Raw genomic sequence first — 15,030 nt, 5'->3', positions numbered from 1 at the left:
GTCGCGACACGCTACGACCGATGCCCGAAGGTCTTCCTCTCAGCAATCGCACTCGCCGCAACCGTCATCTACTGGCTATGAGTCCAGACCCTAAGTGGCTGCGAGAATCGGAAACGAAACCCACGGTCAGAGCGCCGCTTTCGGCCGTAAGTTTCCGGCAATTACTGAATGGACATCTTACTAATGATTACGACGCTTACCAAACAGACAATCTAACACACAGTTTCCGCATGCAGCGTCCTATAAGTAGAATGATCGCCCGGCCCGGCCGCAATCCCGGCACGCGGTCATTGCCAAGTGCGCGCGATTCCCCCTAGAAGACCGCGACCGCCACCCCTGAATGAAGGCCTTGCCGATGCCCGACGCTGCACCGTTTCTCTCCAGCTATCACCGGGTCGAGGAAGGCTGGATCGACTATAACGGGCACATGAACATGGGCTATTACACGGTCCTGTTCGACCGCTGCGCCGATGAAGCCTTCGCCGAGATGGGCTTTGGCCCCGATTACGCGGCGGCGCGCAACCTGACGACCTTCAGCGCCGAGTTCCACATCCGGTACCTCCGCGAGGTCAAGCTGGGCGACCGAGTGTACAGCACGTTCCACCTGCTCGATCACGACGCGAAGCGCTTCCACTCGTTCCAGGAACTCTACCACGAGGATGGCTGGCTGGCGGCGACCGGCGAGGGGCTGACGCTGCATGTCGACCTGTCCGGGCCGCGCGTCGCCCCGATGCCAGAGGACGTGCAAGCCCGCGTCGCACGGATGGCACAGGCCCATGCCACGCTGCCGACGCCCGATGGCGTCGGGCGCAGGATCGGGATCTCGCGCAAGGGCTGAGGCTCAGACCGGCTTGGCCTCCGGTCGCGGCGCCAGAACGCCAAGCGGTTTGCGCACCTTCTCGCGCAGGCCCGGACCGCCCGGGGCCTGTACCCGCTTTGTCGCCTCCACGATAAGGACCCCGCCGGCCATCGCCAGCGTCAGGCGCGCCCCAAGCCGTTCCCACACCCCGGCTGTCTTGCGCCAGAACGGTCTGTCCGAGGGCGGCTGAAACAGGCAGGTCACATGCCGCTCGGGCAGGAATTCGTGGTCTTTCAACTGCGTTTCGAGCTGCGTCTGCGTGTAGGGCCGGCCGAACCCGAACGGCGTGCGATCCGACCGCGACCACAGCCCGGCCCGGTTCGGCACGATGAACAGCGCCGACCCCCCTGGCCCTAGGACACGGTAGCATTCGTTCAGAAGCGCCCCGGGACGTTCCGAGGTCTCCAATCCGTGCACCACCAGCAGCTTGTCCACATGACCGGTTTCGATCGGCCACATCGTCTCTTCGCACAGCACCGAGATGTTGGGCTTGCCTTGCGGCCAGCCGATCACGCCCTGCGGCCCGGGCATAAGCCCCACCGCCCGGCGCGACTCCGCAAGATAGGGGCGCAGGAACGGCACCGCAAAGCCGAATCCGGCCACCGTCTGCCCGTGAGCCTCCGGCCAGAACTCGGCAATCTGCCCGCGCAGCGTTTTCTGCACCGCGCGCCCCAGCTCGCTGCGGTAATAGAAATTTCGCAGGTCCTGTACGTCCAGATGCATTGCGGAAGAACCCGTTATCGGTCAACGTCGGGGTATTAGCACCATCTGCCGAGTTGGAAAATCCCATGACCCTGCAAATCGTGACCGTTCCCTGCCTGTCGGACAATTACGCCTTTCTCGCGCATGATCCAGCGACCGGCGACACTGCGGTGATCGACGTGCCCGAGGCCGGCCCCATCCTCTCTGCGCTGACGGAAAAGGGCTGGACGCTTTCGGACGTGCTGTTGACGCATCATCACGGCGACCACGTCGACGGCCTGTCAGAGCTTCTGGCGCAAGCCCCGGCACGGGTCGTGGGGGCGGCCGCCGATGCGCACCGCCTGCCCGCCCTCGATGCCGCGCTGAAGCCCGGCGACACGGTGCGAATCGGCGAGGAAGAGGGCGAGGTGATCGATGTCTCCGGGCACACGGTCGGGCATGTCGCCTTCCACTTCCCGCAAAGCCGTGTCGCCTTCACCGCCGACAGCCTGATGGCGCTTGGCTGTGGTCGGGTCTTCGAGGGCAGCATGCCGCAGATGCACGAAAGCCTCTGCAAGCTGGCCGCGCTGCCGCCCGACACGACCATATATTCGGGGCACGAATATACCCTGAAGAACGCGAAATTCGCGTTGACCGTTGATCCGGACAATCCGAAGCTTAAATCGAGAGTCGAGGAGGTGGAAAGGTTGCGCAGAGCGGGCCAACCGACCGTTCCCTCCAGACTTGACGACGAGCTTGCCACCAATCCGTTCCTGCGCGCGACCGATCCGGATATCCAGGCGACCCTCGGGATGGTCGGTGCCGATCCGGATGCTGTGTTCGCGGAGATACGCGCGAGGAAGGACCGTTTCTGAGGCGTGTGTGTCGGAAATGTCAGGCGGCTGCTTGAAAAGCTGGCCAGTTTGACGAAAAAATCCTTGAAGCGTGGTCGGTATCGACCAAACTTTAAGACTATGAGGCCAAGGATAGGGGCAGTCCGCCCCGTCCAAGATCAGAAGGAGCACCACCGTGCCTTCATTTTCGAACACTCTCGAACAGGCGATCCACGCGGCTCTGGCCCTGGCCAACGCGCGGCGGCACGAATTCGCGACGCTGGAGCATCTTCTGCTTGCCCTGGTTGACGAACCGGATGCATCCCGTGTGCTCAAGGCGTGCAGCGTCGAGACCGAGGAATTGCGCACCACGCTGGTGGAATTCATCGACAACGATCTCGCCAATCTCGTGACGGATATCGACGGGTCCGAGGCGGTGCCGACCGCCGCCTTCCAGAGGGTGATCCAGCGCGCCGCGATCCATGTGCAATCCTCGGGTCGCACCGAGGTGACGGGCGCCAACGTGCTTGTCGCGATCTTTGCCGAGCGCGAATCGAACGCCGCCTATTTCCTGCAGGAACAGGACATGACGCGCTACGATGCGGTGAATTTCATCGCCCATGGCGTGGCCAAGGACCCGGCCTTCGGGGAATCGCGCCCGGTGACCGGGGCGACGGACATGGAGGACGACGGCACGTCCAAGCACGCGGAATCCGACGCGGTAGAGGCCGGAGACTCGGCACTCGCCAAGTACTGCGTGGATCTCAACGAAAAGTCGCGCACGGGCGATGTCGATCCGCTGATCGGGCGCGAAAGCGAGGTTGAGCGCTGCATCCAGGTTCTTTGCCGCCGGCGTAAGAACAACCCCATCCTCGTCGGCGATCCCGGCGTCGGCAAGACGGCCATCGCCGAGGGTCTGGCGCTCAAGATCGTCAAGGGCGCCACGCCCAAGGTGCTGGCGCGCACCACGATCTATTCGCTCGACATGGGGGCATTGCTTGCCGGGACGCGCTATCGCGGCGATTTCGAGGAGCGTCTCAAGGCGGTCATGAACGAGCTTGAGAAGCATCCCGACGCGGTGCTCTTCATCGACGAGATCCACACCGTGATCGGCGCCGGCGCGACATCCGGTGGCGCGATGGACGCGTCCAACCTACTCAAGCCCGCGCTGCAGGGCGGCAAGCTGCGCTGCATGGGGTCGACCACCTACAAGGAGTATCGCCAGCACTTCGAGAAGGATCGCGCCCTGTCGCGCCGGTTCCAGAAGATCGACGTGATCGAGCCGACGGTCGAGGACACGGTCAAGATCCTCAACGGCCTCAAGCCGTATTTCGAGGATCATCACAGCGTCAAGTTCACCAACGACGCGATCCGCAGCGCCGTGGACCTCTCTGCGCGTTACATCAATGACCGCAAGCTGCCCGACAAGGCCATTGACGTGATCGACGAGGCCGGCGCGGCGCAGCATCTCGTGGCGGCGTCCAAGCGGCGCAAGTCGATTGGCGTGAAGGAAATCGAGAACGTGATCGCCAAGATCGCGCGGATCCCGCCCAAGCACGTCTCGAAAAACGATGCTGAGGTGTTGCGCGATCTCGAGGGCACGCTGAAACGTGCGGTCTTCGGTCAGGATGCCGCGATCAGCGCGCTCAGCTCGGCGATCAAGCTGGCACGGGCTGGCCTGCGAGAGCCCGAGAAACCGATCGGCAACTACCTCTTCACCGGGCCGACGGGTGTCGGCAAGACGGAGGTGGCCAACCAGCTCGCCAGCACCCTCGGGGTCGAAATGCTGCGCTTCGACATGTCGGAATACATGGAAAAGCACGCCGTCAGCCGCCTGATCGGGGCGCCGCCCGGCTATGTCGGCTTCGATCAGGGTGGCCTTCTGACCGACGGCGTCGACCAGCACCCGCACAGCGTGTTGCTGCTGGACGAGATCGAGAAGGCGCATCCGGACGTGTTCAACATCCTGTTGCAGGTGATGGATCATGGCACGCTGACCGATCACAATGGCCGCAACGTGGATTTCCGCAACGTCATCCTGATCATGACGTCGAACGCCGGCGCGACCGAGCTTGCGAAATCCGCAGTCGGCTTCAACCGCGACAGCCGCGAGGGCGAGGACACCGCGGCGATCGAGCGGACCTTCACGCCGGAATTCCGCAACCGTCTGGACGCGGTGATCTCGTTCGGGCCGCTGCCGAAGTCGGTGATCCTGAAAGTGGTCGAGAAATTCGTTCTGCAACTCGAAGCGCAGCTTCTCGATCGCGACGTGACCATCGAACTGACCGACCCGGCGGCCGAATGGCTGGCTGAAAAGGGCTATGACGACAAGATGGGCGCCCGCCCGCTTGGCCGGGTCATCCAGGAGCACATCAAGAAACCGCTGGCCGAGGAGTTGCTCTTCGGCAAGCTGTCCAAGGGCGGCTTGGTCAGGGTCGGCGTCAAGGATGACAAGATCGACCTCGAGATCGAGGGCCCGTCCAACCGCCGCCTGTCCGGCAAGAAGAAGCCCCCACTCCTGACCGCCGAATAAGCGCGGCCAGGGCGGTAATCCGAACCTTCAGCGCGGCGGCCCATCTCGGCCGCCGCGTCTGTTTTGAAATGGCCGCGACATCACACCCAAGGTGACTCGTCCTCGTATCTCGGCGTCGCCCAAGATTTTTGAACCGTTCAAGACGCTGCGACACGCTCGGTACGATCCGCGGAGTTGGCTGCATGGCCGCTGATTTACAACATTTACGGGCTTGGAAAGGTGGAGCTCCGGGTCGCCAGCGAGCCGGCGGTCGTCATCGGTGACATTTCGGTAGGGCCGGGATGCGGAAACCAGCTTGAACCGAAGCAGGACCGCGATGACCAAGCCCGTGATGGACTTCCGAGATCTCGTGGAGAGTGAGGGGCAAGCGCCAGCGCCCCGAACGCCGACGCCGATCTGCTGCGTGGGATGATCGGTTTGGCCGCGGAGCGGCTGACAGGGCTGGACGGGTGCGCCAAGACCGGCTGCCGGCTCGCACGAGAACACCTCGGGGCGGAATGCGCAGCGCACCGTCTACCGCGATCGCGACTGGCAGACGCGTGCCGGCACTGCCGAGCTGCGCATTCCCAGGCTTCGGACCGGCAGCTGCGTCGCGTCCTTTCTCGAGCCCCGGCGTGCGACCGAGACGGCGCTGACCGCGGTCGTTCACGAAGCTCCCATCCATGGTCTCCCGGCCCGCGCGATGGATGACGGCATCCGGGCCAAGGGTGTAACCGGCATATCCGGAAGGCGGGTCCGCCGGCCATTCGAGCAACGCGACAAGCGTGTCGAGGCCGTCTCACCCGCCCGATCAACGTCGAGACCGCACTGGCGTGGTGTGGCCGATCGGGTCCGCGGCAAGATCCGGGAGCCGGCCTTATGGATGGCGCTGGAAACGCTGGCCCCAAGTCTGCCATGATGCCCAATCGCCCTTCGGCGGGCCGGAGGCGGTGCGGGCCTACCTCAGCCGGTATACCCCCCGCGTCGCCATCTGCAACACCCGCCTGGTCCGCGCGGATGCCCATACCGTTGCCTTCCGCTGGACGGATTGCCGCATCAAGTCCGAGCGACCGCTCGAGAGTCATGCGGTTGTCCACGTCCGAGTTCGTTCTTGTCGCTTTCCGACCCACATCCTGCCACACGGCTTTCGCCGCATCTGGCCCTGTGGCCTGGTGGTTAGCGCCATGCGCAAGGCCAACATCATAAGGATCCGCGCGTTGCTCCGCGTCCAGCAGCCTGGAACAGCCCGCATGACATATCGCCCGTCATCCGTTGCGAAACAGCACCGGCTACACGCCGCAGACCCGGTCCGAACGGCGTGTGCTCTCATCTTTGCCGCGCGGCCCGAGACGGCAAAAACTCAAGAACGCATGGCCTGGTCAGGATCATCGACCGGGGTCTCGACCGACCCGGCGCCTGCCGCGCCATCGACTACGCCCCGGGTGACGCCCCCTCCGACCGTCCGCGCAGTTTCACCATGCCTAGGCCCAAGACCCCCCATGGCGTCCTCCTCCCGAGGTTTGCCGGCGCGGGCCGCCCACGCCGCGCCGAGGCCCGCATCGTAAAACCTTCAGGAATGACGGCTGCGACGCTCAGCTCGTCTAGTTCCGCAAGCAGCCAATCGGCGTCGAGTGCCTTGTCTGCTAGCAGCGCATCGAATGACGCGCTCGCGATCGGCGGAGCGACCTCTTTCATGTCGTGGGCTTGCCCCGGCAAAAGCAGAAAATCGGACAGGTTCCCAAGCGCGTCGACCAGCGCCAGATCCTGGTGGTCAGACCGCCGCCCGATCGTCCGATGGCCTGGGCCTGCGTCTTTCTCATGGACCGGCGGCCTTCAGGTGAACCTTGACGGTGCTGCCATCGACAAGCGCGTGCTCGAAATCCTGTAACCCGCGCAACGATCTGAAAAGGCGTTCCAACACGCGATCCGCTGCTCCTCTGCGAAAGCGTCGGAACACGCTGTTCCCGTTGCCGGACACCGAGGGAAGACCGCGCCATGGCGACCCTGTCCGCCAGAGGACAGCTACCGGAAACAAGCGATCATCCCTGCCGGTCTCGCCATATTTCGGTCTGGGGGAACGGCTTGGGTCATGGAGATCCTTGGGCCCGGATCAGGCCGCCGGACGCGGGGTGCGACGCCAATCACGTCTTTCATTCGACGCCGGTTTCGGACTATTGTCGCGGCATCGCGGAGAGGCTGGCCGCATCAGAAAAGAATTCCGCAAAGGAATGCAAGCGGCCCGACGATATTGAGGCTCAGGACGGCTTGGAGGCTGGACACATGAAATCACGTTTTGCAGTTGGATTTGCACTTGCATTGGCGGGCTTCGGCGCGACCGGTGCCGCGGCGCAGGAGACGAGCACCAACCAGGTCGCATCGGACACCGCATGGAGCGTGTTCGAGGATACCGATCCGCGCGAATGCTGGGCGGTCTCGGCGCCGACCGAAACGGTGAACACCCGTGACGGGCGCGTCGTCGCGGTGCGGCGCGGCGATATCCTGCTGATGACCTTCTTCCGGCCCAATGCCGATGTGCAGGGCCAGATCACCTTTACCGGCGGCTATCCCTTCGCCGAAGGATCCACGGTCAACATGGAGATCGGCGGAACCGAGTTCGAGCTTTTCACCGAAGGCGAATGGGCCTGGCCCGCCAGCACCGATGACGACGCGCGGATCCTCGCCGCGATGAAAGGCGGCGCCGAGGCCGTGCTGACCGCGCGGTCGTCGCGCGGCACGCAGACCAAGGACACGTTCTCGCTGTTCGGGTATACGGCGGCGGTGGAAGAGGCGGAAAAGCGCTGCGACTGAGCGGCGCGACATCGGCCATGTGACCGGGCGGCGGGCCCGACGGTGCCGCTGCCTTTCATGTCATCGCCGCAGCACCTTGTCCTCGGGCCACGTCAGTTCGGTGCTGAGGCGGATGGTGCGGGTTTCGCCCGCGGGCAGGTCCATCTCCCACCTCAGGATACCGCGCTCGCCATCGACATCCTGCTGGTCGGGGGCTGGATCGGCCTGCCAAGTGATCGCGAGCGCGTCCTGCTCGGAGACCGGCACCCGGTCGATCAGCCGCAGCGGCCAGTCCTCGTCTGTCAGGTTCTCGACCTCGATCAGGACGGTTTCGCCAAGACGACTGGATCTGCGGATCAGCCCCTGGTCGCCTTCGCCGCGGTCCTGAACCTGGCGGCTGAGGCGGATCCCCTCGATCCGGCCGAAGGCCAGTTCGGCCTCTGCCCCTGCGGCGATCAGCGCGAGCTCGCGCTGCCCGACAAAGGTCCCGTCGAGAAAGAACCGCGCCTCGGGCGTGGGCAAGAGAACCTCGCGCGTGTCGTTGGTGAACCGTGCCGCGACATAGGCAGTTTCATCCACCAGCGGCACGGCCTTCGCGGCGATATCAGCCTCCGCCTCGATCGTTCCGAGCATCAGCCGCACGCGATCCGCCCCGCTCGCCACGTCGACGGGGGAGGGGTAGTCGTAAGTCACTGAAAGGCCGTCGAAACGCGACGTTGCCACCTCGGCGCTGTCGGCCATCGGGACGGCGCGCGACAGGCGAGGCGCGGCCCCTTCGGCGTTCATCGGGCGGATGTCATCGGGATCGCCGATGCGCGGGATCCACGGCCGGATCCGCCCCGGTTCGGTCTGCCCCGACGGGCGCAGGGTCGAGAGCGTCAGCGCCACGTCGCGCCAGTTCTCGCCGGTGGACTGCTGCACGAACGCGCCCCGCTCGATCCGCAGCGTGCCGGTCGCTCGGGCGAGATGCAGATCGTAAAGCGGCTGCCACCCCGCGTCCGAGATCGTGTAGGTGACGGTCATGCGCCCGTCGATCCGGCTTTGGGCCGTCACCGCGACGCTGAGCATTGCGCGCTCCATCTCCTCGGGCACCAGCGCTTCGACAGCCTGGCGCGCGTCCTTCAACGCCTCGACCTGGTCCTCGAGCCCGCGTTCGGCGGCATCGGCGCGGCGCGTGGCCTCTGCGGCGTCCTGAAGTGCCGCGAGCGATTCGGCGCCGATCATCTCCACCAGCGCGCGCAAGTCTTCGACCCCGAGGGCACTCATGCCGTCGTCGCCCCCGATCCGGTCGAGGAAAGCGGCGCGGGCGCGGGCCGCCTCGGCCTGCAGACGGATATCCTCGACCTCGGCGCGGGCATCGCGCAGCGCGTCCTCAAGCCGCGTGACCTCGGCGCGGGCGGCCTGCAACTCCGGGTTTTCGGCGATGTCGCGGGGCGGGACGTAATCCGTGCGGGTGGTGATCCCGCCCATTCGCGCGCCGTCCAGCGTGACTCGCGCCGAGGCCAGCGGCGTGCCGCGCGGCAGATCCGCGAGGATCAACTCATGCTCACCGGCGGGGGCGGTGAACGGCACTTCGCGGGTCACGGTGGCGCCATCGGGGTACAGCGTGACCGCGGTCACCCGGCTCGACAGCGCGATGTCCTCGGAAACGGCGGGCCCGGCGCAGATCAGAAGCGGCAGGACGAGAGAACGCATGCAGAGATACTCCGAACTGGTGATGCGGCGCGACGGGTCGTCATCGCCCGTCCCGAGGCCACACCGCGCATGATGGCAAACCCTAGGCGATGCCACTACGCGCCGCAAGACGGGGCCGAGCGCACGGTCCGGTAACGCCCAGGCAACCGCGCGGCACGATCCTGCGCTGCGGGTGATCCGGCAGCACGCCCACCCGCAAAACAGGAGGTGAGATCATGAGAGGCCTTGGCGTCTTGTACGTGCTTTTGGGTGGGTCGGCGATCTGCGCGGGGCTGGCTGTCTTCGGCCATATCGCAGGCTGGCCGAACTGGGCGCTCGGCCTTCTTTGGCTGCTGGCGCTGCCGGCCCTATGGGGCGTCGTTGGCATGATCGCCGGGCTGACAAGCCCTCGCAGGTAACGGACCTCAAAGCATCGTGTCGTCCACCGGCAGATCGACCCCCTCTAGGTTGGCGGGCGGCGCATCGGGCCGGCTGGGAGACGCGTATCGGCGTTTCGTGCTGACATGCAGCCGTTCGTTCAGGCCGCCGGCGCCGATCTTTCGGTCCCGCGGCAGGCCCGTCAGGGGGGTGCGATAGATGAAGGTCATCGAATCGCGGATCTCCCCGAACCAGTTCGGATCGATGCGTCGCGCGAGATAGTCCTGGTTGAACACCAAACCCGTCGTCTGGGCATGCGCGATCATCCAGTCGAGCGCGCGATCCGACAGGCCGGCATCCGCGTAGCCGCCGCCGATATTGTTGTGCACACCCGGAAACCAGGCCTGCACGACGCTTTCGGTCGCCTCGCTCTTCTCGCCGCGCCACAGGGTCGGCTCGAACGGGGCGCGGCGTTCGTGGATGGCGACCGCATGGAAGGCATGGCGCACATTGGCCCCGAGGCTGACGTCATGGAAGCTGTGCTGACGGCGAAAGAAATCCCCGATCGGCCCGAGCGTCGGCAGGCCGAGCGCGCCCACGGTATCCCAGACGCCGATGAAATGCACCGCGCCGGGCTTGCAATCATGGGCCTGCCGGAAGGCGGCGGCGCGGTCGCGGCGCGCGCTTTCGTCTGGATCGCGGTAGATGCGGGCGGCCTCGATGGCGAGGGTGTCGGCGTCATCGGGGCGGTCGGGGATGCCACACAGGCCCAGCATGCCGGCGAGGCTGCGCACGGTAAAGGCGCCGCGGCTGAAGCCGACGAGGTAGAGCCGGTCCTCGGGACGGTGGTGGCGCAGGATCCACGCATAGGCGTCGCGCATGTTCTTGAACAGGCCGCGGCCCGCGATCCCGCCGCGAAACTTGTTCCACCATTGGTCGGTGCCGACGCCGGTATCGTAATATTTCAATTGCTTGGGGTCTTCGTTGTCCTCGTCGATGGCGCGGACGAACTTGACGACGTTGGTGGGCACGTTGCGGCCGCGATCCATCTGGTCGGGCTTGCTCCAGGTGCCGTCGGCGGCCACGACGAGATTGCGCATGTGTCACCTCCCACGGATGGCCCATGATGGCACGGCTTGGGCGGATCCGGAAAAGTTTTCTTTGACAGCCGCGAAAATTCTGCCATCGTGCCAATGAGTTCAACAAACGAAAGGAGGTGGTCCAGTGTCTATAGAGGTGTTGGAGCAAGGTGTCGGGACAGTTCGGGAGGGCCGCGTCTAGGGCAGCCCCGCGGCGCGAGCCGCCCGGATTGGTGCGCCTGACCGGCACGCCTCCGCGACTTCTGAGGGGCCGTTCCCGACCGGGGACGGCCCTTTTCAGTGCGTGTCGTGTGGTGTTCATTGTGTGCAGGATGTACATGGCGTACGCGAAAAACGTACGCAGCCAGCGGCCCCGAGGCGAAGATGCTGAGAATAACCGACCGGATCACCATCGAGGACTGGGAGCTGACCGAGCAGTTCACCCGCGCCTCGGGCCCCGGCGGGCAGAACGTGAACAAGGTGTCGAGCGCGGTCGAACTTCGGTTCGAGGCCGCACGCTCGCCCAACCTGCCCGGGCCGGTGAAGGCCCGGCTGCGGCGGCTGGCGGGGCGGCGCTGGACGACCGAGGGCGCGGTGGTGATCCAGTGCGACGAGACCCGCAGCCAGCCCCGCAACCGCGAGATCGCCCGCGACCGGCTGGCCGCGCTGGTCAAGCAGGCAACCGTCAAGCCCAAACCCCGCATCCCCACCCGCCCCACACTGGGGGCCAAGAGGCGGCGGCTGAAAGCCAAGAAGGTCCGCGGCGAGGTCAAGGCCCTGCGCGGGCGGGTTGACGGGGAGGAGTGAGCGAGTAAGAGCTACGCGTTTCTCACTATGGTTCGTCGGGCGCACCTGCCCACGTCTTCGCCGCGAATGAGCAAGGGCCGGTCATTGTGCGGCCATTGCTATCGCTCTTTGACTACGGCATGAACTTCTGCCGTGCGTGAGCGGTAATAGGTTTTTGCTGTTTGGTTGGTTGTGCCCAACCAACCGGCAATGAGATACAGATGATCAGGAGACACCTAAAATGGGCGCATTAGTTTGAACAAATTTGACGTAAAAGTAGATGCGTGGCTTGAAAAAGACCCGAATTGGACAGAAAGGCTGAGGAACAGTGTTCTTTACTGGTGGTTCAATAAGCTACCGAGAGAACTGCGTTTTTTTGGCATCACACACTTCATAACGAGATTTGCCTTACTTGCTTCAGCGCCAGCTTTGGCGTTTTTTGTTTATGAGCGCGTCACTGGACTCCAAGCCTCAATGGCAACGGGAGCACTCTTTATGTTGTTTTCTTTAAGCAGTTTTCTTGACAAATGGTCACAGCACAAGAGTAACACCGTTGAACAGGCAACCTCTGAGGCGTGGGTTCGGATCGGGGACTTAGTAACCTCCGTGAAGTCGTCTGCAACGCCTGCCGCAGATAGGGACCCCACCGTGATCGCCGCATTAGGCGTTATTGAAGCGTACGCGAGGCAGATTACGAAGTCGCCAAAGGGGTCAATTTCTGTTAGTCTTGCGCTATACGATGGGAAGAGTACAACCACCATGAAGATCAGGCATCGAAACCCTGGCAACGAACGACCGACCAATCGCAAACTTAAGAACCTCGAAAGGGTTTTGGGGCATGTTGCGTGTCAAGCAGGGCCGGAACCAAGGGTTGTTCCCGACCTGAAGGCGTTTGGGAAAGATGCGTTCTTCAGCCCCACTCAACAAAAATGCAACTATCGCTCACTTGTTATACTACCCATCACAGCGCTTGGAAATGGACAGATAAAAGGTTTTGTCTCAGTAGATTGCGAGCGACCACATGCTTTCCATGGACACATTGCTGAGGAGCTGGTGGTCACAACTGAACCAATAATCAACCACATAGAAGAGCAATATTAGGGAGACGGACATGGAAGGCGATCTCAAAAGATCAGGCGCGCGTGACGTGACAACCAAATATAGTTCAAAATCCAGCCGAGCGTCGCGCCTATATCACCTTCAGAAGGAAGCCAGAAAGATCCGGGAGGAGCACGCTGCCGGGAAAATTTCGGCTGAAGAAGCAGCCGAGAGGATAAGAAACCTCTCCTCGTCTTCCACCGGGATTTTCTTCCATACCCCCATAACCAAGGTGTCTGCTTGATGAGGCCAACAAACCTTCTTCTATAGCGTGTCGCGGTTAATTTCCCTCAGCCTGCTGTACTGGAGAAGTTGTAACCTTCCTTGTACTCCGCGCTGTCCTAAGGCTCGGTGGTCTCGACATAATGGTCCTGCGCAGCGGTCACCGCCAACGGCGAGAGCGTAGGCAACCCGCCCAGAGCATCACCATCGCATGTCCGCGGGCAGGCGATCCGACGGGTTTTCAGGGCACTTTATCCCGGCCGCCCCGCAAAAGCCCAAATCGGTGCGCCAGCGTCACCAAATCGCATGCCCGGGGGGCGGACATGCGATGGCGCTGCGGCCTTCGGCCGCGTATCGCGCCGGGGGTGTAGCGCAGGTGGTCGCCTGAATTGACGCGCCAACTTCGACAGATCGCCTGTCCGTCACGCCGGAGGCGTGCCGATATGATCCGGCGCACCTCTGGTGCGACGGGCTGACAGGCGATGGCGCTGCGGCCTGCGGCCGCGTATCGCGCCGGGGCTGTAGCCCGGGCGGTCGCCTGAATTAACGCGCCGGCTATGACAAATCGCCTGTCCGTCACGCCGGAAGCGTGCCGATATGATCCGGCGCACCTCTGGTGCGACGGGCGGAGATGCGGGTGGCGCTGCGGCGCGGCGCGCCGCGTATCGCGCCGGGGCTTAGCCCTAGTCTTTGCGCCAAGGCGGCGCGCGGGACTCAGGTCCGGGGCGGGTCCTGGTCTGCCTCCTCGGACTCGGCGGTCTCGACATACCAGTCCTGCGCGGCGGCGACGGCGACGGGCGAGGCGGTCGGGGTGACGCCGAGATAGGCGCCGGTCTCGTCCACAGGCACGGAAGGCCGCCGCGTCATGCGCCAGCCTGCGTAGAGCACGGTCGCCGCGAAGGTGGCCGACAGGAAGACCCAGAAGCCCTCGGGCCCGATCATGTCCATCATCTGGCCCACGGCGAGCGGGCCGAAGATCGCGCCCACGCCGTAGACGAAGACCAGCCCGCCGGAGGCGGCGGCCATGTCCTCTACCTCGAGGAAATCGTTGGTATAGGCGATCAGCAGCGAGTAGAGCGGCAGCGCCATCCCCCCCATGATGAAGCCCAGCACCAGCAGCGTCCGGAAGTCGACGCCGAGGAACGCGCCCACCCCGGTGCTGAGCGCGCCCACCAGCGACACGCCGAGGATCAGCCAGCGGCGGTCCATCCGGTCCGACAGCCAGCCGATCGGCACCTGCAGCACCATCGAGCCGGTGAAGATCGCCGCGATGAACCCGCTGATCTGGGCCACGCTGAGCCCCGCCTCGGCGCCGTAGACCGAGGCCATGCCGAACTGCGCCGCGAAGACCCCGCCCAGAAGCAGCATCGCCACGAAGGCCAGCGGCGAGCTGTGATAGAGCCGCAGCAGCGTCATCGGCTTGTCGGTCTCGAAGGCCGGGGTGGGCGTGGCCGATAGCAGGATCGGCGCGAAGGACAGCGACACGAGGATCGACGGGATCACGAAGAGGAAGAACCCCGATGCGTCGCCGAGGTTCATCAGACCCTGCGCCGCGATCATCCCCGAGGTCTGGGCGATCATGTAGGCCGACAGGATCTTGCCGCGGGTGGTGTTGTCGGCGGCGTTGTTGAGCCAGCTTTCGGCGGTGACGTAGACGCCCGACAGGCAGAAGCCGAGGATCACGCGGATCACTGTCCAGCTATAGGGATCGGTCAGCACCGGGAAGGCGATCAGCCCCGCCGAGATGAAGCTGCCGAGCGCCGCGAAGACGCGCACATGCCCGACGCGGCGGATCAGGTCGGGCGTCGTCCGGCTGCCCACCAGGAAGCCGAGGAAATAGGCCGAGGTGATGAGCGAGAGTTGCAGCGTGCCGAATCCCTCGATCCCGCCGCGCACGCCCATCAGCGTGGCCTGCATGCCGTTGCCGATCATGATCAGCGTCATGCCCAGCAACAGCGCCCAGACCCCGCCCAGAACCTTGAACATCGCCGCTTATCCTCTTGAGAGCGCCGTGCGGCGCGACCGGTACCACATAGCAGTCGCGCTACGCCTCCGCCGCATCGGCGTCAAACGGCAAATGCGTGGCGCGTGGCGGTGCCGCCCCCTCTGGCCCTTTGGCCG

General features: G+C 64.5%; 13 protein-coding genes and 3 pseudogenes. 11 read left to right on the top strand and 5 right to left on the bottom strand.

The features are described 5' to 3' along the window. Nucleotides 1-81, top strand: a pseudogene (locus V8324_RS16225) (IS5/IS1182 family transposase); the annotation flags it as partial. Nucleotides 82-355: 274 nt separating this feature from the next. Continuing rightward, the gene (locus V8324_RS16220; protein ID WP_336420973.1) at nucleotides 356-838 is read left to right on the top strand and encodes a thioesterase family protein; all 483 of its coding nucleotides are present in this window, start codon (nucleotides 356-358) and stop codon (nucleotides 836-838) included. Nucleotides 839-841: 3 nt separating this feature from the next. On the opposite strand, the gene V8324_RS16215 is transcribed toward V8324_RS16220, so the two are convergent. Continuing rightward, nucleotides 842-1,582, bottom strand: a complete 741-nt coding sequence (locus V8324_RS16215; RefSeq protein ID WP_336420972.1) for a methyltransferase domain-containing protein — start codon at nucleotides 1,580-1,582, stop codon at nucleotides 842-844. Nucleotides 1,583-1,647: 65 nt separating this feature from the next. On the opposite strand from V8324_RS16215, the gene gloB reads away from it, so the two are divergent. From gloB to V8324_RS22450, 4 genes and pseudogenes are all read left to right on the top strand, one after another. Continuing rightward, nucleotides 1,648-2,415: a hydroxyacylglutathione hydrolase gene (gene gloB / locus V8324_RS16210; protein ID WP_336420971.1), complete on the top strand. Its 768-nt coding sequence runs from the start codon at nucleotides 1,648-1,650 to the stop codon at nucleotides 2,413-2,415. A gap of 154 nt (nucleotides 2,416-2,569) precedes the next feature. Further along, nucleotides 2,570-4,906 (top strand): ATP-dependent Clp protease ATP-binding subunit ClpA, encoded by a 2,337-nt coding sequence (gene clpA, locus V8324_RS16205; RefSeq protein ID WP_336420970.1) that lies wholly within the window; start codon nucleotides 2,570-2,572, stop codon nucleotides 4,904-4,906. Nucleotides 4,907-5,432: 526 nt separating this feature from the next. Then, nucleotides 5,433-5,804 (top strand): annotated as a pseudogene (locus V8324_RS22455) (transposase); the annotation flags it as partial. Continuing rightward, a complete protein-coding gene (locus V8324_RS22450) occupies nucleotides 5,719-6,450 on the top strand; it encodes a transposase (RefSeq protein WP_442970554.1) in 732 nt (243 codons plus the stop codon). The pseudogene V8324_RS22455 and the gene V8324_RS22450, both read left to right, overlap by 86 nt. Before the next feature lie 251 nt (nucleotides 6,451-6,701). Here the strand turns inward: V8324_RS22450 and V8324_RS22445 are convergent. After that, a pseudogene (locus V8324_RS22445) lies at nucleotides 6,702-6,959 on the bottom strand (transposase); the annotation flags it as partial. Nucleotides 6,960-7,165: 206 nt separating this feature from the next. On the opposite strand from V8324_RS22445, the gene V8324_RS16195 reads away from it, so the two are divergent. Then, a complete protein-coding gene (locus V8324_RS16195; protein ID WP_336420969.1) occupies nucleotides 7,166-7,693 on the top strand; it encodes an invasion associated locus B family protein in 528 nt (175 codons plus the stop codon). Between the two features lie 60 nt (nucleotides 7,694-7,753). On the opposite strand, the gene V8324_RS16190 is transcribed toward V8324_RS16195, so the two are convergent. Further along, nucleotides 7,754-9,367 carry a DUF4139 domain-containing protein gene (locus V8324_RS16190; protein WP_336420968.1) on the bottom strand — a complete coding sequence of 538 codons (1,614 nt, stop codon included), beginning with the start codon at nucleotides 9,365-9,367 and terminating at the stop codon, nucleotides 7,754-7,756. A 215-nt stretch (nucleotides 9,368-9,582) separates the two neighbouring features. Here V8324_RS16190 and V8324_RS16185 point away from each other — a divergent pair, with 215 nt between their 5' ends. Beyond that, nucleotides 9,583-9,765: a hypothetical protein gene (locus V8324_RS16185; RefSeq protein WP_336420967.1), complete on the top strand. Its 183-nt coding sequence runs from the start codon at nucleotides 9,583-9,585 to the stop codon at nucleotides 9,763-9,765. Nucleotides 9,766-9,771: 6 nt separating this feature from the next. Here V8324_RS16185 and V8324_RS16180 read toward each other — a convergent pair whose 3' ends face one another. Further along, complete coding sequence (locus V8324_RS16180) at nucleotides 9,772-10,824, bottom strand: DUF2235 domain-containing protein (protein ID WP_336420966.1); 1,053 nt, start codon at nucleotides 10,822-10,824, stop codon at nucleotides 9,772-9,774. Between the two features lie 363 nt (nucleotides 10,825-11,187). Here V8324_RS16180 and arfB point away from each other — a divergent pair, with 363 nt between their 5' ends. The 3 genes from arfB (at nucleotide 11,188) to V8324_RS16165 (ending at nucleotide 12,931) form a co-directional block, all read left to right on the top strand. Next, the gene (gene arfB / locus V8324_RS16175) at nucleotides 11,188-11,610 is read left to right on the top strand and encodes an alternative ribosome rescue aminoacyl-tRNA hydrolase ArfB (RefSeq protein WP_336420965.1); all 423 of its coding nucleotides are present in this window, start codon (nucleotides 11,188-11,190) and stop codon (nucleotides 11,608-11,610) included. 234 nt (nucleotides 11,611-11,844) lie between these two features. Next, complete coding sequence (locus tag V8324_RS16170; protein WP_336420964.1) at nucleotides 11,845-12,690, top strand: hypothetical protein; 846 nt, start codon at nucleotides 11,845-11,847, stop codon at nucleotides 12,688-12,690. Nucleotides 12,691-12,700: 10 nt separating this feature from the next. Then, nucleotides 12,701-12,931 carry a hypothetical protein gene (locus tag V8324_RS16165; protein ID WP_336420963.1) on the top strand — a complete coding sequence of 77 codons (231 nt, stop codon included), beginning with the start codon at nucleotides 12,701-12,703 and terminating at the stop codon, nucleotides 12,929-12,931. 692 nt (nucleotides 12,932-13,623) lie between these two features. On the opposite strand, the gene V8324_RS16160 is transcribed toward V8324_RS16165, so the two are convergent. Beyond that, a complete protein-coding gene (locus V8324_RS16160; RefSeq protein ID WP_336420962.1) occupies nucleotides 13,624-14,895 on the bottom strand; it encodes an MFS transporter in 1,272 nt (423 codons plus the stop codon). Nucleotides 14,896-15,030 lie beyond the last annotated feature (135 nt).

This window comes from Roseovarius sp. D22-M7, from assembly GCF_037083785.1.
In the GTDB taxonomy this organism is placed as follows: Bacteria; Pseudomonadota; Alphaproteobacteria; order Rhodobacterales; family Rhodobacteraceae; genus Roseovarius.
The sequence above is the reverse complement of the archived record's forward strand: the minus strand, read 5'-3'. Positions and strand labels throughout refer to the sequence as shown.